The sequence below is a fragment of the Streptomyces sp. NPDC015131 genome (assembly GCF_043079975.1).
Classification (GTDB): domain Bacteria; phylum Actinomycetota; class Actinomycetes; order Streptomycetales; family Streptomycetaceae; genus Streptomyces.
Window position 1 is genome coordinate 1183173 of the sequence record NZ_JBIBVB010000001.1, and the last position, 23314, is coordinate 1206486.

The 23314-nt window shown below is 75.7% G+C and carries 10 protein-coding genes; 1 reads left to right on the plus strand and 9 read right to left on the minus strand.

The annotated features are described in order from the left end of the window. The first annotated feature begins 351 nt into the window (after positions 1-351). The gene (locus tag ACF08D_RS04915) at positions 352-1875 is read left to right on the plus strand and encodes an aldehyde dehydrogenase family protein (RefSeq protein ID WP_392221086.1); all 1524 of its coding nucleotides are present in this window, start codon (positions 352-354) and stop codon (positions 1873-1875) included. Here ACF08D_RS04915 and ACF08D_RS04920 read toward each other — a convergent pair. Genes ACF08D_RS04920 through ACF08D_RS04960 form a run of 9 tightly spaced genes read right to left on the minus strand, consistent with a single transcriptional unit; the run spans position 1872 to position 23153 of the window. Beyond that, positions 1872-6785 carry an amino acid adenylation domain-containing protein gene (locus ACF08D_RS04920; RefSeq protein WP_392221087.1) on the minus strand — a complete coding sequence of 1638 codons (4914 nt, stop codon included), beginning with the start codon at positions 6783-6785 and terminating at the stop codon, positions 1872-1874. The genes ACF08D_RS04915 and ACF08D_RS04920 overlap by 4 nt on opposite strands. Positions 6786-6799: 14 nt before the next feature. Next, positions 6800-11038 (minus strand): amino acid adenylation domain-containing protein, encoded by a 4239-nt coding sequence (locus tag ACF08D_RS04925; RefSeq protein ID WP_392221088.1) that lies wholly within the window; start codon positions 11036-11038, stop codon positions 6800-6802. Beyond that, a complete protein-coding gene (locus ACF08D_RS04930; RefSeq protein WP_392221089.1) occupies positions 11031-11984 on the minus strand; it encodes a 3-hydroxyacyl-CoA dehydrogenase family protein in 954 nt (317 codons plus the stop codon). Before ACF08D_RS04930 ends, ACF08D_RS04925 begins: the two co-directional genes overlap by 8 nt. A gap of 32 nt (positions 11985-12016) precedes the next feature. Continuing rightward, positions 12017-17449, minus strand: coding sequence for a condensation domain-containing protein (locus tag ACF08D_RS04935; protein ID WP_392221090.1), 5433 nt, complete (start codon positions 17447-17449; stop codon positions 12017-12019). Positions 17450-17497: 48 nt separating this feature from the next. Next, positions 17498-19525 carry an amino acid adenylation domain-containing protein gene (locus ACF08D_RS04940; protein ID WP_392221091.1) on the minus strand — a complete coding sequence of 676 codons (2028 nt, stop codon included), beginning with the start codon at positions 19523-19525 and terminating at the stop codon, positions 17498-17500. Then, positions 19522-20574, minus strand: coding sequence for an HAD-IIIC family phosphatase (locus ACF08D_RS04945; RefSeq protein WP_392221092.1), 1053 nt, complete (start codon positions 20572-20574; stop codon positions 19522-19524). Before ACF08D_RS04945 ends, ACF08D_RS04940 begins: the two co-directional genes overlap by 4 nt. After that, positions 20571-21776 carry an acyl-CoA dehydrogenase family protein gene (locus ACF08D_RS04950; protein ID WP_392221093.1) on the minus strand — a complete coding sequence of 402 codons (1206 nt, stop codon included), beginning with the start codon at positions 21774-21776 and terminating at the stop codon, positions 20571-20573. Before ACF08D_RS04950 ends, ACF08D_RS04945 begins: the two co-directional genes overlap by 4 nt. Next, the gene (locus ACF08D_RS04955; protein WP_392221094.1) at positions 21760-22206 is read right to left on the minus strand and encodes an acyl carrier protein; all 447 of its coding nucleotides are present in this window, start codon (positions 22204-22206) and stop codon (positions 21760-21762) included. The genes ACF08D_RS04950 and ACF08D_RS04955 overlap by 17 nt, the downstream gene beginning before the upstream one ends. Then, positions 22203-23153: a 3-oxoacyl-ACP synthase gene (locus tag ACF08D_RS04960; protein WP_392221216.1), complete on the minus strand. Its 951-nt coding sequence runs from the start codon at positions 23151-23153 to the stop codon at positions 22203-22205. The genes ACF08D_RS04955 and ACF08D_RS04960 overlap by 4 nt, the downstream gene beginning before the upstream one ends. Positions 23154-23314 lie beyond the last annotated feature (161 nt).

The following is a 23314-nucleotide window of genomic DNA, read 5'->3' on the forward strand; positions in this document are numbered from 1 at the left end:
GGGGCCGGGGGCAGGGCCGGGTCCGGGGCCAGGGCCGCAGAGTCCCCGTCCGGGTCCGGACGCGGGTCCGGGCGCCGGCTCGGATCCGAGTCCGGATCCGGATCCCGGCTCGGACCCGAGTCCGGGGCCGGGTCAGAGTCCCCGTCCGGGTCCGGGTCCGGGTCCGGGTCCCCGTCCCCGTCGCCGTTCGGGCGCGGGTCCCGGCCCGCAACGGGGTCGCAACGTCCCGGTCCCTAGTCTCGCCGCGAGCGTCGCCCGACGGCGGGCGGCGACACGGCGCGCCACGTACCCGCCCCGTCCCCCGGCCCCGCCGGCCAGGACCCGGCCGGCCCGTGCGAGAAAGGCTCACCGATGACCCGCTACGCAGTGCCCGGCACCGAGGGCGCGATCGTCTCGTACGCCTCCCGCTACGACCACTGGATCGGCGGCGCGTACGTCCCGCCCGTCCAGGGCCGGTACTTCGAGAACCCGAGCCCCGTCGACGGCCGGCCCTTCACCGAGATCGCGCGCGGTACGGCCGAGGACGTCGAACGCGCCCTCGACGCGGCGCACGCGGCGGCACCCGCCTGGGGGAGGACCGCCCCGGCCGAACGGGCGGGCGTCCTGCTGCGCGTCGCCGACCGCATGGAGGAGAACCTGGAGCGGCTGGCCGTCGCGGAGACCTGGGACAACGGCAAACCGGTCCGCGAGACGCTCGCCGCCGACCTGCCCCTGGCGGTCGACCACTTCCGCTACTTCGCGGGCGTCCTGCGGGCACAGGAGGGCGCGCTCAGCGAACTCGACGAGGACACCGTCGCGTACCACTTCCACGAACCGCTCGGCGTCGTGGCGCAGATCATCCCGTGGAACTTCCCGCTGCTGATGGCCGCCTGGAAGCTGGCCCCGGCGCTCGCCGCGGGCAACGCGGTCGTCCTCAAGCCCGCCGAGCAGACCCCCGCGTCCATCCACGTCCTGATGGACCTGATCGGCGACCTCCTCCCGCCCGGAGTCGTCAACATCGTCAACGGCTTCGGCGAGGAGGCGGGCAAGCCGCTGGCCTCCAGCCCGCGCGTCGCCAAGGTCGCCTTCACCGGCGAGACGACCACCGGGCGGCTGATCATGCGGTACGCCTCCGAGAACATCACCCCGGTCACGCTGGAGCTGGGCGGGAAGTCGCCGAACATCTTCTTCGACGACGTGTGGGCGGTGGACGACGACTTCCGCGACAAGGCGCTGGAGGGCTTCACCATGTTCGCCCTCAACCAGGGCGAAGTGTGCACCTGCCCCTCCCGCGCGCTGGTCCAGCAGGGCCGTTACGGCGAGTTCCTGGAGGCCGCCGTCGCCCGCACCGAGCGGATCGTGGCCGGCCACCCCCTGGACACGGCCACCATGATCGGCGCCCAGGCATCCCAGGAACAGCTCCGGAAGATCCTGTCGTACCTCGACATCGGCCGGCAGGAGGGCGCCAAGATCCTCACCGGCGGCGAGCGCGTGGAGTACGGCGGCGAACTCGCGGGCGGCTACTACGTCCGGCCGACCGTCTTCGAGGGCGACAACCGCATGCGCGTCTTCCAGGAGGAGATCTTCGGCCCGGTCGCCGCGGTCACGTCCTTCTCCGGGCTCGACGAGGCCGTCGCGCTGGCGAACGACACACCGTACGGGCTCGGCGCCGGCGTCTGGACCCGCGACGCCACCACCGCGTACCGCGCCGGCCGCGCCATCCAGGCGGGCCGCGTCTGGACCAACTGCTACCACGCCTACCCGGCGCACGCGGCCTTCGGCGGCTACAAGCAGTCGGGCATCGGGCGCGAGGGCCACAAGATGATGCTCGACCACTATCAGCAGACCAAGAACCTCCTCGTCAGCTACTCCCCGAAGAAGCTCGGCCTCTTCTAGCCGGGCCGTTCCCCCACGTCCTCCGCCCCGGACGGGCCGACGGCGCCCACGAGGGTGTCCGGGGCCGCGGCGACCGTCCGCAGCAGCCGCGCGAAGCCGGTGCGGAGGGCCTCGGCGGTGGACCGGTCGAACAGCTCGGTCCGGTACTCCACGACCCCGTCGATGCCCAGGCTGGTGCCGTCGGGGCCCCGCCGCTCGAACAGCGCGAAGGTCAGGTCGAATCCGGCTCCACCCCCGCCGGCCGGCTCCACCGAGGCGGACGCGCCCGGCAGCTCCAGCCGCGCGGGCAGCGACGGCGACAGCACCAGCATCACCTGGAACAGGGGCCGGCCGAACACGGCACGCCCGCTCGCCGCCCGGCGCGGCCCCTGCGCCTCCACCACCAGGTCGAAGGGCACGTCCTGGTGGGCGAGGGCCTCCAGATCGGCGTGGACGACCCGGCGGAGCAGCTCACGGAAGGTCGGCTCACCGGAGGTGTCCGTACGCAGGACGAGCGTGTTCACGAAGAAGCCGACGAGGCCGTCGAGTTCCTCGTGGCCGCGGTCGGACACGGCCGTGCCGACCGGGATGTCGGTGCCCGCGCCGAGGCGGGTGAGCAGGGCGGCCAGCCCGGCGTGCACCACCATGAAGAGGCTGGCCCGTTCGGCCGAGGCCAGCTCCAGCAGCCGCCCGTGCACATCGGCGGGGACGGTGAACGCCACGGTGCCGGCAGCGTGGTGCGCCGGACGCCCGGACGGGGCGGGCTCCGCGCGGTCGGCGGGCAGCGCGATGCGCTCCGGCAGACCGGCCAGGGCCTTGTCCCAGTAGGCCAGTTGGCCGCTCCGCAGGGCGCTGGGCTCGTCGTCGGCGCCGAGCAGTTCCCGCTGCCAGCGGGTGAAGTCGGCGTACTGGACGGGCAGCGGCGCCCAGTCGGGCGCGGCGCCCCGGACCCGGGACCGGTACGCGGTGCCGAGATCGTCCAGCAGCCGCCCCAGCGAGGCGCGGTCGCACGCGATGTGGTGGAGCAGCAGAAGCAGGGTCGGCCCGGGTGAGGACTGCCCTGTGCTGAACAGGACCGCCCGCAGCGGGAGTTCGCCCTCCAGGTCGAAGGGGCGCCCGGCCACCGCGTTCAGCGCGTCCCCGAGCCGGCCGGGGGCCACCTGCTCCACGGCGAGGTCCGGGCGGGCGCCCGGTGCCTCGGGCGGCAGGATGTGCTGGACCGCCCGGCCGTCGTGCTGCCGGACGAGGGTGCGCAGGGTCTCGTGCCGGGCCGTCAGGTCGCCCAGGGCGGCACGGAGCGCCTCCTGGTCCGGCTCGGCGTCCCAGCGGAGCACCAGCGGGACGTTGTACGTGCTGTCCGGGCCGGCCAGCCTGTGCAGGAACCAGAAGCGCCGCTGGCCGTGGGAGAGCGGCACCGGCTCGGCGCCCCGCTCCCCGGCGCGCGGCAGCCGGGGGAGGGGCGGCCGGGCCACCGGCACCACGGGGGTGCCGCCCCGCCGGCCCGGGTCGCCCGGGGAGTCCGGGTCGCCCGGGGTGTCCGGGGAGCCCAGGGAGTCCGGGGAGCCCGGGTGGGCGGCGAGGGCGGTGGCGAGGTGGGCGGCGAGCCCCGCGACCGTCGGGTGGGCGAAGACGTCCCGGACGTCCAGACCGGCCCGTGCGTCGAGCCCGGCCCGGCGCACCAGGGCGACCAGCCGGGTCGCGCGCAGGCTGTCGCCCCCGAGGTCGAAGAAGTCGTCGTCGGCGCCCACGCGGTCCACACCGAGCACACCGGCGTACAGCCCGGCCAGTTCCGCTTCCAGCGGGGTGCCCGGCGCCCGTGACGGCGTGAGCGCGTGGGTACGGGGGGAGGGGAGCGCCGCCCGGTCCAGTTTCCCGTTGGCGGTGAGCGGCAGCCGGTCGAGCGGGACGAAGAGGGACGGTACGAGGTGCGCCGGGAGCCGCGACCGGAGGAACTCCCGCAGCCGGGCGAGCACCCGCCCGGGCTCGTCCGCCGCCGCCTCGCGGGTGGGGACGACATAGGCCACCAGCCGCGCCGACTCCTCCTCCGGTACGCCGGCCCTCCCGGCTCCGGCCCTCCCCGCTGTGCCGGCCCCCGTCGCCAGCACGGCGCCGCCCGCCACGCCGGGCGCGGCCAGCAGTGCCGCCTCGATCTCGGCCGGTTCGACCCGGAAGCCACGGATCTTGACCTGGTCGTCCGCCCGGCCGAGGTACTCCAGCGAGCCGTCCCGGCGGGCGCGCACCAGGTCGCCGGAGCGGTACAGCCGGGAGCCGGCGGGGCCGAACGGGTCGGCCACGAAGCGCTGCGCCGTCAGCGCGGGGCGGTGCAGGTAGCCCCGGGCCACGCCGGCGCCCCCGACGTACAGCTCACCGGCCACCCCCGGGGGCACCGGGCGCAGCCCGCCGTCCAGGACGTACAGCCGGGTGCCCGGAAGGGCCCTGCCGACCGGGACGGCCCGCGCCGTGCCGTGGCCGAGGTCCAGGTCGAGCCGGGTCGACAGGACCGCCGTCTCGGTGATGCCGTACAGGTTGACCAGCACGGGCGCCCGGTCCCCGTGCCGGGCGAACCAGGGGCGCACGACCGCGGGGGTGAGCGCCTCGCCGCAGAACATCACCCACCGCAGGGCCAGTTCCCGTCCCCGCCCCGGCTCCTCGGCGTCGGCCTGCTCCAGCGCGCGGAAGGCGGAGGGCGTCTGGTTGAGCACCGTCACCCGTTCCCGCGTCAGGAGGTCCAGGAAGGCGCGGGGGGAGCGGGCGACCTCGCGGGGGACGACCACCAGCCGCCCGCCGTGCGCCAGCGCGCCCCACATCTCCCACACGGAGAAGTCGAAGGCGGCGGAGTGGAACATTGTCCAGGTGTCGTCGGGGCCGAGGCCGAACCCGGCGGCTCCCTCCCGCAGCAGCGCCACCGGGGCGTGGTGCGGGACCACCACGCCCTTGGGGCGGCCGGTGGAGCCCGAGGTGTAGATGACGTAGGCCGCGTGGCCGGGCGTCAGGGGCTCCGTGCGGTCGGCATCGGTCACGTCCCCCGACACGACCCACTCCGCCTCGGCCGCCTCGACCGGCTCGACCGGCTCCGACTCGGCTTCGCCCGGCTCCGAGACGGCCGACTCGGCTTCGGCCCACTCCGCCTCGGCCGCGTCCGTCTCCGTGAGGACGTACAACGGGCGGGCGTCGGCGAGAATCCGCTCCCGGTGCTCGGGCGGCCAGTCCGCGTCCAGCGGGAGGTAGGCCGCGCCGGTCTTGGCCACCGCCAGGATCGCCACGATCGCCTCCGCCGAGCGGGGGAGCAGGACGGCGACAGTGCGTCCCGGACCCGCGCCGCGCCGGATCAGTGCCCTCGCCAGCCGGTTGGCGCGCGTGTTGAGCCCGGCGTAGGTGAGCCGCCGGTCGCCGCAGACGACCGCCACGGCGTCCGGGGTACGCGCGGCCCAGTGCTCCAGCAGCTCCGGGAGCGTACGGGCCGAGGCCGGGACGGCGGACGGGGTCGGGGCCGGGGGCGGCGCGGCCGGGGCGGCGCCCGGCACGAGCAGCCGGCGCTCCTCCGGCGCCAGCAGGTCCAGCTCGCCGACCGGGCGGTGGGGATCGTCGATCAGCTGGTCGAGCAGGCGGACACAGCGGGCGGCCTCGGCGGCGACCTCCTCCTGCTCGTACCGCCCGGCCTCCGCGTGCACCTCCACCATCAGTCCGGAACGGCCGCGCTCCGGCCGGACGACGACCGAAAGGTCCTCCACCACACCGGTGTTGAGCTGCCGGAGGGTCATCGGCCGCCCCGCGAAGCCGCGTCCGAAGCTGAACGGCACGATGTTCACCGTCAGTTGGTACGGCGCGTTCGCGGAGCCGGTGAAGCCCAGGTCGCGGCGGAGGTCCTCGTACCGGTAGCGCTGGTGGTCCAGGGCGAGGCCGGTCGCCCGGTCGACGCTCCGGACCAGGTCGGCGACCGGCCGGCGCGGGTCGACCGGCACCCGCAGCGGGAGCACGTTCGACGCGGCACCGGTGACGGCGCCCGCCGTCTTGTGCGTACGGCCGGAGACCGGGAACCCCACGACCACCTCGTCACCCCCGCCGGTGCGGACGTGGTCCAGCAGGATGGCGGCGCTGGTCGCCACCACCGTCCAGGGAACGTCGAGTGCACGCGCGCGTGCCCGCAGGGCGGCCACCCGGTCCGCCGGTATCCGGGACGCGTGGCGCACCGGTGCCTCCCCCGCCCGGGCGGAACCGTCCGGGCCCCCGCCGCTCGGTACGGGCACCGCGGGCCGGGCCGCACCGGGCCCGGCCGCTCCCGGCCAGCCGGCCAGGTTCGCAGCCCAGAACGCGCGGTCGGCCGCCCAGTCGGGCGAGGCCCGGTAGCTCCGCTCCGCCTCCAGCAGGGTGTCCAGCGGCATCCGGTGGCCCGGGTCCGGCGTCTCACCCCGCTCCAGCGCCCCGTAGATCTCACCGAGCCGCCGGGCGAACAGCGCCAGACCGAAGCCGTCCACCACCAGATGGTGGACGAGCAGATACCAGCAGACCCGGTCGTCGGCGAGGCGGAGGAAAGCGGTCCGGAAGACCGGGCCGTGCTCCAGGTCCAGCGGCCGGGGGGCGTCCGCCCGCATCCAGTCCAGCGCCGCGCCCGCCGGATCCGGGGCCCTGCGGAAGTCGACCACCGGTACGCGCCAGGAGGGGAGCGGACCGGTCCACTGCCCCGGCTCCCCGGAGGCCGTGACGCCGAACCGGCACCGGAACGGCTCCGTCTCCTCCACGGCGATCCGGAACGCCGCCTCGTAGAGCCCCGGATCGAGGTCCCCGGCGACGTCGAACGCGCTCGCGAGCTGGTAGCGGACCGTCGGCGCCAGCTGCTGCGCCATCCAGATCCCGTGCTGCATCGTGGTGAGCGGCAGCGGCGGCCTGCCCTCCGGGCCGCCGTGCTCCGGCGCGTACCGCGGAGAACTCATGGAGTGCGTGGAGTTCATGACGTGCTCGCCCACCCTTCCCGTGGTGCCGTGGCGGCCCACCGCTCGGCCAGGACGCGCCCGATGCCCCCGAGTGCGGCCGGGCTCCCCATCTGCATGTGGGTGCAGTCGGCCGGCAGGACGTCGAGCACCCCCGTGACCAGCGGGCGCCACAGGCTGCGCAGGGTCTCGGGCGAGTGCTCCCGCGCGGCGAACATCACGGCGTCCCCGCCGAAGGGGCGGGGCCTGTGCAGGCCGCTGATGCGCGCGTTGTTGCCGACGACCCGGCCCAGCGCGGCGATCCGCGCCTCGTCGAACGAGGACAGCGGCCCTTGCTGCGCCCGGGTGATCTCCACGACCCGCGGGTACGTCAGCGACTCGCCCTCCCACAGACCGGGGTCGTAGCCGAAGCTCTCCAGGAGGAACCCGAGAATGTCCCGGCCGGCGGCCGGACCCGCCCCGTGCGCGGCCGGGGAGCCGGCCTCGGCGGCGCCCCCGCCCAGGGGGTGGGCGTCCAGGATCGCCAGCGTCGCCACCGACTCGCCGCTCTCCTCCAGCTGCACCGCCATCTCGTGGGCGACCACCCCTCCGAAGGACCAGCCGAGGAGGTGGTACGGGCCGGCCGGCCGGACCGACCGGACCTGGGCCAGGTAGTCCGCCGCCATCTCCCGTACCGACGCGGGCAGCGCCCCCGTGCCGTCCAGGCCCCGGGCCTGAAGCCCGTACACCGGCCGGTCGGGGCCGAGCGGCGTGGTGAGCCCCGCGTACCCCCAGGCGAAGCCCGCCGCCGCGTGCACGCAGAACAGCGGAGGCCGGTCGCCCGACTCCCGCAGCGGCAGCAGCACTTCCGCGCCGTACTCGGCTGCGGTGGGCACCGGTCCGGGAGCTTCCCCCGCCTCCCGGGCCGGCGTTACGGGTGTCCGGCGCACCACCCGGGCCAGCGCCCGGGCCGTCCTGTGCTCGAAGATGTCCTGCGGCGCCACGACGAGGCCCGCCCGGCGCAGCCGGCTCAGCAGCCGGATCGCCAGCATGCTGTCGCCGCCCAGGTCGAAGAAGCTGACGTCGGCCGGGGCGCCGGGCAGCCCCAGCACCTCGGCGAACGCCCGCGCCACCCGCTCCTCCCGCGCCACGTCGTCGTCCTGCACCACGTCCGCCGGGACCGGGGGACCGGCCTCCTGCGCCGCGCCCGCTGGGACCGGGGGGCGGGTCTCCAGCGGCCGTACGCCCGCCGGAGCCGGGGGAGCGGCCTCCAGCGGCCGTACGCCCGCCGGTTCCCGTCCCCGGTCGAGCTTGCCGCTGCCGGTGCGCGGCAGCTCCCGGGCGACCGTCCACTCGGCCGGGACCAGGTGCGCGGGCAGCCGTTCGGCCACCCAGCCCCGCAGGGCGGCGAGGCCGGGAAGGGCGGCCCCTTCGGCGGGGACCACGTGCGCCACCAGCCGGGAGGCGCCGCCCGCTCCCTTCCGTACACCGGCCATGACCCCGGCGACGGCGGGGTGCCGGGCGATCACCGCCTCCACTTCCCCGAGTTCGACCCGGAAGCCGTTGACCTTCACCTGGGCGTCGGCCCGGCCGAGCAGGTCGAGCTGCCCGTCGGGGCGGCGGCGCGCCAGGTCGCCGGTCCGGTACATCCGCTCGCCCGGCCGGCCGAACGGGTCGGCGACGAATCGCTCCGCGGTCAGCCCGGGCTGCCGCAGGTATCCCCGGGCGAGGCCGTGCCCCGCCAGGTACAGCTCGCCCTCGCGGCCCGTTTCCACCTCGCGCAGCGAGCCGTCGAGCACATGGGCCCGTACGTGGTCCAGCGGTCGGCCGATCGGCGGCGCGCCGTTGTCCTCCAGGTCCGGAGAAACGTGCTCCTGGGTATAGACGGTGGCGGCCGTCGCGTAGACGGTGGCCTCGGTGGGCCCGTACAGATTGAGCACCCGGGTCCCCGGCCGGACGACCTCCCCGATGCGCGCGGCGAGGGCCGAGGGGAGCGTCTCACCGGTCATCACGAGCGTCGTCGCCGACACCTGGAGGCCACCGTTCTCCAGGAGCCCGGAGAACACGGACGGGATGGCGGTCAGCAGACCGCCCGACCAGCGCGGCGGGTCGTCGTCCAGCAGCGACAGGAGGCTGCCGGCCACCTCGACGGTGCCACCGGACACCAGCGCGGGGAAGATCTCCGCCACCGACACGTCGAAACTGAACGAGCTGGCCGCCAGCACCCGGGCCAGTGACCCGGCGCCGAACTCGGCCACCGCCCAGTCCACCAGCGCGACCACTGCGCTGTGCTCCACCACGACCCCCTTGGGCGTCCCGGTCGAGCCCGAGGTGTGGATGACGTACGCGGGATGCGAGGGCCGCAGCTCCCGGGGGCGGTCGGCGTCGGACGGCGGCGAGGGGGACAGCCGACCCAACTCGCGTACGATAGAAGGCTCGTCGAGCCGGACGACCTGGCCCGGCCGGCTCCCGAAGTCCGCGAGCCGCGCCTCGGTGGCCGTGTCGGTGAGCACGCAGACGGGCTCGGTGTCCTCGACCATGAAGCGGAGCCGCTCGGCCGGGTAGGCGGGGTCGAGCGGTACGTACGCGGCGCCGGCCTTGAGCACCGCGAGCATCGCCACAAGCGCCCCGGCGCCCCGGGGGAGGAGCAGGCCGACGGCCGACTCGGGCCCCGCGCCGCGGGCGAGGAGGAGCCGGGCCAGCCGGTTGGCACGCGCGTGCAGCTCCGCGTACGTGTGCCGGCGGCCCGCGTCGAGGACGGCCACCGCGCCGGAGTGCCGCCGGGCGGCGCTCTCCAGCAGCGCGGTGAGCGTCCGGCCGCCTGCCCCGGCGGGCGCCCCGACCGTCCGGTCGCCGGCGGCCGGCTCGCCCGCCGCCCGTGCGTGCAGGGTGCCGAGCGAGTGCTCCGGACGCGCCACGGCCAGGCCCAGCAGGCGTGCGAAGTGCCGGGCCCGCGCATCGAGTTGGGCGGCGTCATGACGGTTCGTCGCACCGCTGAAGACGATCCGCAGCCGCCGGTCCACCGGGTCGTCGTCGATGACGACCCGGAGGTCGTGGACCGGGTCGTTCACCACGTCGTGGACCACCACGACCAGGTCGCCGAACCGGACGTGCGACCCGGGGGTACGGATGTCGGCGATCGGCCCGGAGAGCCGGAGCCGCCCGTCCGGAGCGCCGGGGGCGGGACGCGGCTCCCGGTCCGGCCGCCCCGCCTCGCGCGACGCCCGTGCCACGTGCTGGACCAGCTCGGCGAACGTGGCGTCGGACCGTACCGTCAGAGGGAGCGGTACGAGCCGGTCGCACGCGCCCGGGAGGCGCCGGGCCGCCCGGGTCGGCCGCCCGTCGACCGGCATGCCGAGCACCGGGTCCGGGGCGCCGCCCGGCCGGTGGGCGCAGGCCGCCACGGCGGCGGTCAGCACCGCCCGTACCGGCACACCGGCGGCGCGGGCGACCGCCCGTACCCGCACGGTGTCATGTGAACCGAGCGTCACGGGCGCGGAGTTCACCGGCGCGTGCCACCCCTCGGGGCCCGGGTCGGCCGCCGGCGCGGACGGCCGGGACAGGTGGGCCGGACGGCCAGTGGCCAGGAGCCGGTCCGGGGTGGTCAGGGCACCGTCGGCGGCCGGGCGGCCCCCGGCCAGCGCCGTGTACACCTCGGACACCCGGCGGGTGATCAGCGCACAGCCGAAGCGGTCCACGACGGACCGGTGGTGCTGGTGGAACCAGAGGTGCCGGTCCGGACCGAGCCGCAGCAACGCCTGCGCGCCCCACACCCGCCGGAGCCCCTCGCCGCCCTGTACGGGCTCCGCCCCGTCCCGTACCGGACCCTCACCGCCGCGTACGGGCTCCTCACCGCCGCGTACGGGCTCCTCACCGTCCCGTACGGGCTCCGCCCCGTCCCGTACCGGCTCCGCGAACCGCGCGAGTGCGGGCTCCGCGCCGCCTGTGAGGGCCGCCCGTGTCCAGGCGGCGGCCGCGCTCCGCGGGTCCGCCTCCGCGCCCAGGTCCACCAGCGGCAGCGGCGGGCCGGCCGGTGCTTCCGGGACGGGCGGCAGGTCCGGCGCCGCGCCGGAACGCACCCGCCCTGCGGTGGTCTCGGCGACGACCCGGGCGATGGCCTCGCGCAGCGTGGCGAGGTCCACTTCGCCGTGCAGCTCCACGACCTGGGCGACGACATGGCCGCCGGCGGTCGGCGCCCCGGCGTCCGGAAGCGCCACGAACGGGTGGGGCTCCCCGGTGGCGTACCCGCTCCCGTCCGCGCCCCGGCGGTCAGTCATGGCCGGGCCCTCCCCGTGTCACCAGGTGCTGGGGCGTCGCGTACTCGTGGAAGCCGCGTCCCGCCTTGCGCCCGACGCTGCCCTCGGCGACCAGGCGGGCCAGCTGCGGGCAGGGCCGGAAGCGGTCCTCGCCGGTGTGACGGCGCAGCACCTCCAGCGAGTCGGCGACGGTGTCGAGGCCGATGAGGTCGGCCGTGCGCAACGGGCCCATGGGGTGGCCGAAGCAGTCCTGGAAGATCCGGTCCACCGTCTCGGCGTCGGCGGTGCCCTCGCCCACCACCGCCGCCGCCTCGTTGACCATCAGCATCAGCACCCGGTTGGTGACGAAGCCGGGAGCGTCCCGCACCACCAGGGCATGCTTGCCCACCCGGGCGAGGAACGCCCGCGTCCGCTCCAGGGTGAGGGCACTGGTCCGCGGCGCGCGGACCACCTCCACCGCCTCCTTGAGCGGCGCCGGGTTCATGAAGTGGGTGCCGATGACCCGGTCGGGGCGGCCGGTGAACGACCCGAGCCGGGCGACCGGCACGCACGAGGTGTTGGACGCGAAGATCGCCTCCGCCCGGCAGACCCGGTCCAGTTCGCGCAGCACGCTCGCCTTGACGTCCTCGTCCTCCCGGACGCACTCCACCACCAGGAGCGCGTCCGCCAGGTCGGCGAGGGAGGCGGACCAGGTCACCAGGGACTCGGTACGGGACCCGGTCGCGCCGCCCGCCGTGCGCCGGTCCCCCCGGCGCAGCAGCGCGGCCGTCCTGATCCCGGCGCGGAGCCGGGCCGGGCCGGAGGCCAGCGCCCCGGGATCGTTGTCGGTGACGACGACGGGGTGGCCGGCCTCGGCGAAGCACTGCGCCACACCGATGCCCATGACGCCCGCGCCGACGACACCCACCAGGGCCCCGTCCGGGACGGTCGCCCGTGCGTCCTGTCGTATCTCTTCCTGATCGCCCACTGCTGGAGGTCTCCTTCGTCGGCCGGGCAGCGTCAGTCGGTGTGCGCGGGCCGCGCCGGGGCCGGCTCCGCGGATGTGCTCGTGCCGGTGTGCACCCCTGGCGAGCCGGCGTGACCGGTCGTCGTCCGGGCGGGCCACAGGCCGGACAGCGGCGCCCTGGGGTCGCCGGTGGCCGCGGCCAGCAGCGAGACCAGCCCGTCGACCAGGGCCTGGGCACTGGAGCGGTCGAACAGCTCGGTGCGGTAGTCCAGTGAGAGCGACACCTCGTCCCGCCCCGGCCCCTCGACGAGCGACCAGCTCAGGTCGAGTGCGTGGCGGGCGGGCGGCGGGGTGAGCCGTCCCGCGTCCGAGCCGGGCCACCGTACGGGCGCGACCTCCAGACCGGCCGCCGAGCCGAGCCCCTCCGGCAGCGACCGGCACGCGAACGCCACGTCGAACAGCGGCGCCCGGCCGGGCTCGCCGGGCAGCCCGGCCGCACGCGCGATCCCGGCGACTGGCACGTCCCGGTGCCGCTCCGCGCCGGCGACAGCGCGCCGCACCCGGTCGGTGACCTCCGCGAACGACGGGTCGCCGGTGAGATCCACCCGCACGGGCAGGCTCCGCGCGAAGGGCCCCAGCCGGGCACGGGCCTCCCCGGGCGGAAGCGCGGTGCAGGCCAACCCGACCAGTGCCTCGTCGCTCCCCGCGTGCCCGGCGAGCAGGACGGTCAGGGCCGCCAGCACGCTCTCCCGGGCCCCGGACTGCCGTACGGAGTAAACCAGTTCACCCGGGAGTCGGCACCCCAGGCTCGCGGTGGCCCCGGTGCCGTGGGCGGGCCGGTCCCGGTCGGCCCACGGCGCGGTGTCGGGCAGCCCCGCCAGCGTCCGCGCCCAGTAGGCGAGTTGTTCCGCCATTGATGGGCTCGACGGGCTCGGCGCATGAGCGTCACCCGAAAGCTCAGGCAGCTCGGGGAGATCTGGCAGCTCTACTTCGCGGCCCTCCTGGCGGGCGCCGTACAGCGCCAGCAGCTCCTGGAAGAACACGTCCGGCCGCCCGCCGTCGTACGCCTCCTGGTGTGTGGTGACCAGCAGGACGTGCCGCGCCGGGCCCGTCGTGGCGAGGAGCGCGTGCAGCCGGCGCCCCGAGGCCGGGTCTAGGACGAGAACGGCCTCCGCCTGTGCGATCTCCCGTGCCGCGAGGAGGGGTTCGCCCTCGCCCGAGACGTCCGTCGTGGTGAGGAAGCCGTCACCGAGCGGCGGGCCGCCGCTCCCAGTACGCAGCACCGGGTGCCGTTCCGCCAGGTCCTCCAGCGCCGCCCGCAGCTCGGGGACCCGTACCTCGCCGCGTAGCTCGACACAGCCGACAGCAGGGGCGCCGACCGGGACGACCGGCGTGACCCCCCGGTCCGGGGGCGGCCCGCCGGGCAGCTCGCTGAGGCGTGTGTCCTCGCGGTACGCGACGGCGCCCAGCAGCTCCAGGTACGCCTCGCACAGCGCGGAGACCGTACCGGGGGCGAAGAGCTGGGTGGCGTACTCCATCATGACCACGATCTCGTCCTCGTCCGCCTGCTCGCCGACGATCAGCGAGAGGTCGAACTTGGCGGTGCCGGGCGGCAGTCCGGGAAGGTGCTCGATCAGCTCCGGGTCGTGCGCGGGCCCGGTGACGATGTCGCCGAAGGTGCCGCCCGGCGGCAGCGTCTGGTGCACGTACATCACGTCGAACAGGGGGCTGCGGCTCGGATCACGATCGGTCACCACCTCGCGTACGACGCGGTCGAACGGGATCTCCTGGTGGTCGAGGGCACCGAGCACCACCCCCCGCACCTGGCGCAGCACCTCGCGGAATCCCGGGTCGCCCGACAGGTCGGAGCGCAGCGCGACGGTGTTGTTGAAGAAGCCGAGCAGCTTCCACAGCTCCGGCCGGGTCCGGCCCACCGTCGAGGTGCCGACGACGACGTCCTCCTGGCCGGACCAGCGGCCGAGCAGCACGGTGAGCGCGGTGAGCAGCACCATGAACAGCGTGGCCGTCTCCTCCGCGCCGACCTCTCGCAGCCGTTGCGCCAGCGGGCCGGGGATGGTGAACCCATGGGTCGCGCCCGCGAAGTCCCGCCGGGCGGGGCGCGGCCGGTCGGTGGGCAGCTCCAGCACGGGAGCGTCGCTCAAGTGCGCACGCCAGTAAGCCAGTTCCCCGTCGAGGTATGAGCCGTCCAGCAGGTCCCGCTGCCACCGTGCGTAGTCCGTGTACTGCACCGGCAGCGGATCGAGGGCGGGGGCGCGGTTCTCCAGGCGGGCCGTGTAGCACTCCAGCAGCTCCGGCAGGTGGATCTGCGGGGCCCAGCCGTCGTTCACGGCGTGGTGCATACACCAGCAGACGATGTGGTCGTCCTCGCCGATCCGGATCACGGCCACCCGTACGAGCGGATCGGCGGCGATGTCGAACGCCCGGCGCGTGAGGGACGCGACGACCGCGCCCGCCGCGCCGCGCGGGTCGTCCTCGCCCGTGACATCGGCGTATGTGAAGAAGTCACCCAGTCCGGGGCGGATCACCAGCTCGGGCCCGCCGTCGGCCTCGGCGAAGTTGGAGCGCAGCACCGCATGGCGGCGCGCCAGGTCCTCCCAGGCCAGCCGGTACGCCTCGACGTCGAGCGGGCCGCGGTAGCGGGAGGCGCCGGGCAGGTTGTAGAGCGTGGTCGCCGGATCGAGCTGGTGGTGGAACCACATGCGTTCCTGCCCGTACGACAGCACCGGGTCGCCGCCCGGGACGATCGGCGGCAGGGCGCCGGTGCCGTACTCCTCGGCCCCGTGCGCCCCGTGCGCCCCGTGCTTTTCGGGGGCAGCCGCGGGTGTCGTGGTGGTGACGGCCTCCGTCTCCGGGGGCGGCGGGGGAGTGCGGGGCGCCCGCTCGCGGACGGCCTCCGCCAGTGAGCCGACCACCGGGTGGTCGTAGACGTCCGCGAGCTTGAGCCGGACCCCGTACCGCTCCCGTACCCGCTCGACCAGCTGAAGGGCGATCACGGAGTTGCCGCCGATGGCGAAGTAGTCCGCGCCGGCCGGGACGTCGTCGGCGTGCAGCAACTCGACGAGGGTCCCGCGCAGCCAGTCCAGTACGGCCCCGGACTCCCCGCCACCGACTCCCGCAGCGGGCGAGGGCGAGGGCGAAGGCTCAGGCGCGGGATCGGGGGCGGGGGGCGGCGCCGGCGTGTTGCCGGGGGACGGCACCTCGCCCAGGGGCGTGGCCCAGCAGCGTACGCCGGTGAAGGGGTGCCCCGGCAGCGGGACCCGGAGCGCCGACGGGTGGGCCCGCAGGGCGGCCCAGTCCAGGTCCACCCCCTCCTCGTACAGCCGGCCGAGCAGTTCCAGGGCGGCGGCGTCGGCGCTCGCGGCACCGGCAGGCAGCCGCAGCACGCGGGCGCCCGGGCGGCCGTGGAGGTGGTCCGCCAGCCGGTCGCCGATCTCCCCGCGCACGGCCGTCTCCACGAACACCACGGGCCCGTCCGTCAGTTGTCCGTCCGCAGCGGCGTGCAGCTGCTCCACCCGCAGCGGGTCGCCGGCCACTGCCGCGTCCTGCCCGCTGCGCGCCCGCCGCAGGGCGGCCGTGTCGTCGGCGCCCAGCTCGCCCCGCAGATACCGCGCGGTGAAGCGGGAGATCCCCGCGCTCATCAGCCCGTCCGGTGAGACCCCGGCCCCGGTCAGCCGCCGGTACACGGCGAGCTGCCCGGCCACCATCGCGGCACGGTCGGCCGGCACGGGCAACGCATCGGGCAACGGGTCGGGCGGCTCCAGCGGATCCGGGCCGCCGGACACACGCGGCGTGGCGTCCGGGGAGAGCAGGAACACCACCCGGGGTGCCGCCCCGGCGTGACCGGCGCCCGCTCCATCCGACGCGCCCGCCCCTTCCAACGCGCCCGCCCCTCCCGACGTGCCCGCCCCGCCCACCTCCGCACCCTCGTCGACGTCGTCGGCCTCGGCCGACCGGCGCCAGGTGACCTCGGCGGCCAGGCTGGCGGCCAGCTCGGAGGTGTCCCGGGCGACCACGGCCGTACGGTGGGTGTCGTGGTCCCTGCCCTCGTTCAGCGTCCGGGCCACATCGGCCAACGGGCTCTCGGAATGGCGGAGTTCGCGCGACAGCCGCTCGCACTGGGAGAGCAGGTCCGCCCGGCTGCGGGCGGAGACCGCGACCAGCTGCGGTGTGCCGTCGGCGGGCCGTGCCCGGTCGGCGGCCGGGGGCTGTTCCACGACGCAGTGGGCGTTCACACCGCCGAGGCTGAACGAGCTCACACCGGCCCGGCGAGTCTCGTCGTCCCACCGCTGGAGCGAGGTGACCACCTCCAGGCGGGCACCGTCGAGATCCACCTCGTCGGCGGGCTCCTCGAAGTGCAGCGAGGGGTACAGCTCCCCGTGGTGCACACTGAGCACCGCCTTGACCAGCCCGGCCACGCCCGCCGCGTGGTCCAGGTGCCCGATGTTGGTCTTGACCGAGCCCACCTTCACCGTCCGGGTCCCGCCGGGACGGGCGAGCGCGAGGCCCTCGGCCTCCACCGCGTCGCCCAGCCGGGTGCCCGAGCCGTGCGTCTCGATGTACCCGGCGGCCTCCGGGTCCAGCGAGGCGTTGTGCCACGCCCGGGTGATGGCCTCCGCCTGGGAGCGGGCGCTCGGCGTGCTGACGGTCGCGGAGTGGCGGCCGTTGTGCACCACGGCGCTGCCGCGTACCACGGCGTGGACGAACGCGCCCTCGGCCAGGGCCCGTTCGAGTGTCGTGAGGACCAGCACCGCGCCGCCCTCGCCCCAGCCCGCACCGTCCGCCCTGCGGTCGAACGCGCGGGACCGGGCGCCCGGCGAGACCAGACCGGGGAAGGCGGACAGCGCGTCCACCGGCGGCACCACATGGCGCAGGCTCACCCCGCCCACGACCGCGTACTCCGCGTCACCGTCGCCGAGTTCACGGCACGCCTGGTGGACGGCGACGAGCGAGCCGTTGCACCCGGTGTCCACGCCGTAGCAGGGGCCGGTGAACCCGAAGACGTGCGAGATCCTGGCCGGCAGGGCGCACGGGATGTTGCCGTTGAGACTGAGGGTGCCCTGCTCGCGCACCAGCGGGGCGTAGCCGTTGTTCGGCGAGCTGAGGATCACGGCGGTCCGGCTGTCCCGGAGGCCGCCGGGGGCGTAACCGGCGTTCTCCAGCGCCTCCAGGGTGAGCTGGAGCGCCAGCCGGTGCTGGGGGTCGGTCACCTCCGCCTCGCGCCGCGACATGCCGAAGCGCCGGTGGTCGAAGAGGTCGATCCGGTCGAGGTAGCCCTGCTCCGGGTAGACCTGCCGGGGGTCGAGCCCCGTGCTGTGGATCCGTTCCGAAGGGATCGGGCGCACCGAGTCCCTGCCCGCCCGCAGGTTCGCCCGGAAGGCGGCGAGGGAGTCCGCCTGCGGGAACCTCGTGGCGATGCCGATCACCGCGACGGCCGGCCTGCCGGGGCTCGCGCCCGTACCGCTCATGTCTCGTCTCCGTTCACGCGGGTCGCAGCTCGTCGTCGCAGCTCGTCGTCACAGCTCGTAGCTGGCCGGCGGGGCGGGGGAGGGGCCCGGCGCGGGCCCGCCGAGACGGTCGGCGACGAGCCGCGCCTGGTCGGCGATGGTGAGGTGGTCGAACAGCTCGCCCACCCGCAGCGCCCCGGGCCACCGCTTCTCCAGCCGGTCGTGCAGGTCGACGACCTTGAGCGAACTCCCGCCGACAGCGAAGAAGTTGTCGTCCGGACCGGACGCGGAGTGCCCGAGGACCTCCGCCCAGATCCGGCCGACGGCGAGCCGGAGCCCGTCCCGGCCACCGCCCGGCTCCCTGTGCCCGGTGCTTTCGGCCGGGCCCGGGGCGCTTCCGTCCGGTGCCCGCCGGCCGGCGGCCGGGATCATCGCCCGGAGCGCGGCCCGGTCGACCTTGGTGCTGCGGTCGAGCGGCATGCGGCCGACCGTCACGAACAGGGCCGGAATGGCCTGCTCCATCAGCCGGTCCCGGCAGTGGGCGCGCAGCTCCGAGGTGTCCGGCGGGCCGCCGCCGGGCGCCGGCAGGACGAAGGCGACGACCTGCGGCCCGGCCGCACCGTCCACCACCTCGCCGTCCGCCGCACCGGCTCCCTCACCCGGGTGTGCGCAGAGCACCACGGCCTGCTCCACACCGGGATGCCGCTCCAGCACGCTCTCGACCTCGCCCGGCTCGATCCTCGCCCCCCGCACCTTGACCTGGTCGTCCGCCCGGCCGTGGTAGTGCAGCGCGCCCCGCTCGTCGGTACTGGCGATGTCCCCGGTGCGGTAGAGGCGCCCGCCGGGCGGCCCGTACGGGTCCGCGACGAACCGCTCGGCTGTACGGGCGGGCTGGTTGGCGTAGCCGAGGGCCACCAGGGAGCCGCCGACGTACAGCTCGCCGCGCTCCCCGGCCGGGACCTCCCGCAGCCGCTCGTCCAGGACCAGCGTCCGGGTGCCAGGCCAGGGCCGCCCGATGGCGACGCGCTCCCCGGCCGGGTCCGGATCGGTCTCCACCGTGCAGGTGATGGTCGTCTCGGTCGGCCCGTACTCGTTGACGAGCGGGACGCCCGGCAGCCGTTCGCGGTGCGCGGCCACCAGCCGGGGCGTGCACGCCTCGCCGCCCACGACCACCCGCCGCAGGGTGTCCGGCAGCCCGCCGGGATCCTGGAGCACCGCCCGGTAGTACGAGGGGATGTTGAACAGGTGGGTGACCCGGTGCTCCCGGGCCAGCCGGGTGAACTCCGCCGGCTGGAGGAGCTGCCGGGCGTCGGGCAGCACCAGGGTGTGCCCGCCCGTCAGCGACCAGAACATCCCGCCGAGGATCCCGTCGAACGACAGCCGCAGCGCGATCAGGAAGACGGAGGTCTCCTCGCCGTACACCGGCCCCCGGCAGCCGATGGACGCCGCGAACTGCTCCCGGCCCACCACCACGCCCTTGGGCACACCGGTGGAGCCGGACGTGTAGGCGATGTAGGCCGGGCTCTGCTCCGGGACCGGCGGGTCCGGGTCGGGGAGCGGGTCCCGGCCCGCCGCCAGGAGCAGCGGAAGCGGGAGGTCCGCCGCGTCCACGACGGCCGGCGGGTCGGGCAGCGCCCCGAGCGTGGCGGCGGGCACGGCGTCGGCGCCCTCGCTCAGCACCACCGCGCAGTCGGTGTCCCGGCACAGCGCCTCGAACCTCCCGACGGGCAGGTCCGGCTCCAGGACCGCCCAGGCGGCGCCGGTGCGCAGCGCGGCGAGCATGGCGACGACCGACAGGGCGCTCTGCCGGGTCCGTACGCACAGGACCCTGCCCGGCCGCAGCCCGTGCCGCCGCAGCACGTGTGCGAGACCGGCCGACGCGTGGTCGAGTTCGCGGTACGTCAGCGAGGCCCCGCCGATGACGAGCGCGGTCGCCTCGGGCACCCGGGCCACCTGGCCGCGGAAGGCGTCCCACACGGGGCGCGCGCCCCGCGGCGGCCGCGCGGAGCCGAACCCGCCGGCCTCCCCGGTGCCCCCGGTGTCCCCGATGACGCTGGTACGCCGGGCGGTCGCGGCCTCGCCGCCGGTGCCGTTCACGCCGCACCGCCGATCACGCGCGTGTGGCCGGGGGCCTTGGGCAGCGGTCGCTCGGGGTCCACGGCGAGCACGAGGCGGTCCTTCCCGGTCACGGTCGCCTCGTAGCCGGCGAAGCGCATCGTGACCAGCATGTTCCGGTTGGTCTCGGTGGGGATGAAGTGCGCGACCGGGCGGCGGCCGGCCGCCAGGGCCCGCTGGACCAGATGGTGCAGCAGCACGCTTCCCGCGCCGCGCGAGGCGACGCGACAGGACATCAGCATCAGCCGCAGAACCGCGTCCCCGCCGCCGGTGAGCTCGGTGACGGCCAGGCCGATGATCCCGTAGTCGCCGAACCGGTCGCGGAGCGTGGCCACCAGCACCTCGTGGTCGGGTGCCGCGGACAGCCGGCGCAGCTCGCCGATGTCGTAGGTGAGCCCGGTGCTGTTGAGCTGGTGCGTACGGACGGTCAGCTCGCTCGCCCGTACCAGGTCCGCCTCGCCCGCCGGCCGCAGCTCCATGACCAGCCCGAGCGAGTCGAGGAACGCCTGCCGTCCCCCGGCGCACTCCTCCTCCGCCTGCCGCCGTCGCCACTCCGCCTGGTACAGCTTGCGCCGCCCGGCGGCCTCCGGGCTGATGTGCCCGGGCCGGAAGTCCGGGTGTCCCGGCAGCCGGCCGACCTCGCCCGCCGGGTAGCAGCGGACCATCGGGAGGTCGCTCGCCACCTCCGCCCGCTCCACCGGGTCGTTGTCGACGAACGCCACAGTGTCGAGACCGATGTTGAGTGCCTTGGCGATCCGCCGCACCGCCGCCGACTTCGCGCCCCAGCCAACCTCGGTGGCACAGAACCAGTCGGTAAGCCGATGGAGCGTCAGATGCCGTTGTGTGACGGCCTGCTCGCCCCGGCTGGCGGCGGCGTGCAGGATGCCGCGACGGTCCAGCTCGGCCAGCGTCTCCAGCGCGGCGGGGAACGGGACCGGATCGTCACCCTCCAGCACCACCCCGTCCCACAGGGTGTCGTCCAGGTCCCACACCAGGCACTTGACGGTGGGCGCGCCCGCCGCCGCCGTCACGCCGGGCCTCCGGTGGACGGGGTGGTGCCGTGCGCCGTGTCCGTGTGGAGGCGTAACAGCCGCTCGGCGATGTGCTGTTCGGTCACTTCCTGCGCTCCTTCGATGATCTCCATGACCTTGGCATCCCGGAAGTGACGGCCCGCCCTGCTGTCGGGTGCGCAGCCGGCCGAGCCGAGCACCTGTACGGCGGCTCTGCTGACCGCCGCCGCGGCGGACGCCGCCGCGTACTTGGCCATCAGCGTCTCCGGCAGCCCGTGCCCCGGCCCCGCCGCCCGTGCCTCCGCGGCGACCCGCGCGAGCTGCCGGGCCCCGGCGGCGTCCACCGCCGCCCGGGCCAGCAGGGAGCGCACCGAGGGGTGGTCCCCGAGGACGCCGCCGCCCTGCCGGCGTACCGCGGCGTGCCCGGCGGCGTCCTCGACGCACGCCTCGGCCATGCCCACGCAGCCCCACGCCACCGTGAACCGGCCGTGGTCGAGCGCGGTGCCGGCGACGTGCGAGATGCCCAGGCCGGGAGGGGCGACGAGCCGGTCCCGGGGGACCCGCACCCGGTCGAGTGCGAGGTGGGCGATCAGGGCGCCCCGCATCCCGAGCTGGCCGTTCACCGGCTCCCGCCGGACGCTCGCGCGGTCCGCGTCCACCAGCACGGCGGCCGGTCTCCCCTCGTACAGTCCGAGGACCAGGAACACATCGGCGACCGCCCCGAAGGTGACCCACCTCTTGCGCCCGCTCACCACCAGCTCCCGGGGATTCGGTGCCTCGATACGGGCCTCCATCGCGCCCAGCGCGCTTCCGGCGCCCTCCTCGGTCGCCGCGAAACCGGCGACCAGCTCGCCGGCCGCCAGTGCGGGGAGCCACTCGGCGCGCTGGGCGCCGGTGCCCCAGCGCAGCAGTGCCGCCGCGACCATGCCCTGGACGGTCAGCAGGCCGCGCAGGGCGCCGCACTCGGCCCCGATCCGGGCGGTGATCTCCCCGAGCGCGAGCGGCGAGAGCCCGGCGCCCCCGTACCGCCCGGGCAGGTCGGCGGCGAGCAGCCCCGACGCGGCGACCTCCTTGCGTACCGAGGCGGGCAGTCCGCCGTCCTGGTCCCACCGGGCGGCGTGGGCGCGGGCGTGCCCGGCCAGCTCCGCCGCGGCCCGCTCCAGGTCCACGGACGACGGCGCCTCTGCCGCGCCGCCGGGGAGGTGTTCAGAGGCCCTCGGCATGTGCCTCTCCGGCCTCGCGCGTCTCCCCGGCCTCCGTCCTCGCGGCCTCTTCTGCGCCGGTGGCAACCTCCGTCCTCGCGGCCCTTTCTGCCCCCGCGGCCTCTTCTGCGCCCGCAGCCCCTTCTGCGCCGACAGCCCCTTCTGCCCCCGTGGCATCTTGTGCCCCCGCAGCCCCTTCTGCGCCGGCGGCCTCGGGCGATCCGGTCTTGCGCCGGACGAACTCCGTGATGCGGTGGGCGGTCCGGAAGCTGTCCAGGTCCAGGTCCTCGACCTCGATGGTGAGGGCGAACCGGTGCTCGACGAAGGTCACCAGCTCCAGGGCGAACAGCGAGTCGGCCAGGCCCTGGGCGAAGTAGTCGTCGTCCGGTTCCACCGGGCGCCGGAGCGCAGCGCTCAGGAAGTCGGTGACCTGCGAGGTGATGTCGTTCATACCGTCCCCTCCGGGGAGCCCGCCTCGACCAGCAGCAGACTCCAGGCGGCCACCGGGCTCACGTTGATCAGGACCGCCAGGCCGCCGGGGGCGAGTTCCCCGCGATCGAGTGCGGTGCGGAGATTGAGGAAGATGTCGTTGGGACCGAGGTGCCCGTACCGGCGGAGGTTGTCCCGGCAGGCCGGCAGCAGCGCGATGTCCAGGGACTCTTCTAGGAAGGTGAAGCCCCCGGAGGACAGGTTCTGGCTGACGAACCCGGCGATGTCTCCCCGTGCGAGGCCGTTGCGCCGCAGCAGGTCGTCCAGCAGCGTGGCGAGGCGGTTGCGGGTCTCCATCGCCAGCCGGAACGAGTAGGTGCGGGGCTCCGTGCACTCCTCGCGCCACTGCGCGGTGGGGCGGTCCCGGTAGTCGACGTGGAAGAGGTCCCAGTACCGCCCGTTGGTGACCTGCGCGATGTCGAGGATCCGCGTCCCGCCGTCGCGGGAGAGCAGCAGCGCCTGCCCGCCGTCGCCGTTCACCGTGACGGGGTGGCGGTAGCGGAGGGCGGCGGCCGGTTTGCTGCCGTGCACGACGAGCACCTCGCGCAGGGACGGGTCCGCGGCCAGCAGTCCGCGGGCCGTCAGCAGGGCCGGGGTGATCGACACACAGCCGAGGCCGCCCACCGAGAACGTGAGGGCCGCGTCGGCGCCGAGCCGCTGCTGGAGCCGGGTGGCCTCGGAGCTGAGGAAGGTCTCCTGCACCCGGGACTCCACCACCACCAGCGCGCCCAGGTCCCGGGCGTCCCTCCCCGCCTCCCGGAGCGCCCGGCGCGCGGCGCGTTCCGCCAGGGTGACGGCGCACAACCCGTCGTCGGCCCGGACCGTGTCGATGCCCAGCCCGTCACGGGTGGCCCGCTCGGCCTCGTCCAGCGTCCGTACGCCGCTGATCGGCAGCTCGCTCCCGGGCAGGTACCAGGCGGCGCCGCGAACGGCGAGGGGCGCGCCACCGTGCTGGAGGGCCTGTGCTGACACGGTCGTTGTGCCCCCTCGTCTCCGGCTCGCTCCGGCTCGTCTCCGCAGGACGTACGTCCCGCATCCTCGCGAGGGCGGCTGACACCGGACTGACGGCC

Bases quoted from the DNA above. Each gene is read 5' to 3' on its own strand.
- ACF08D_RS04955 (WP_392221094.1), bottom strand. From the start codon at position 22,206: ATGAACGACATCACCTCGCAGGTCACCGACTTCCTGAGCGCTGCGCTC.
- ACF08D_RS04915 (WP_392221086.1), top strand. From the start codon at position 352: ATGACCCGCTACGCAGTGCCCGGCACCGAGGGCGCGATCGTCTCGTAC.
- ACF08D_RS04925 (WP_392221088.1), bottom strand. From the start codon at position 11,038: ATGACTGACCGCCGGGGCGCGGACGGGAGCGGGTACGCCACCGGGGAG.
- ACF08D_RS04950 (WP_392221093.1), bottom strand. From the start codon at position 21,776: ATGCCGAGGGCCTCTGAACACCTCCCCGGCGGCGCGGCAGAGGCGCCG.
- ACF08D_RS04935 (WP_392221090.1), bottom strand. From the start codon at position 17,449: ATGAGCGGTACGGGCGCGAGCCCCGGCAGGCCGGCCGTCGCGGTGATC.
- ACF08D_RS04920 (WP_392221087.1), bottom strand. From the start codon at position 6,785: ATGAGTTCTCCGCGGTACGCGCCGGAGCACGGCGGCCCGGAGGGCAGG.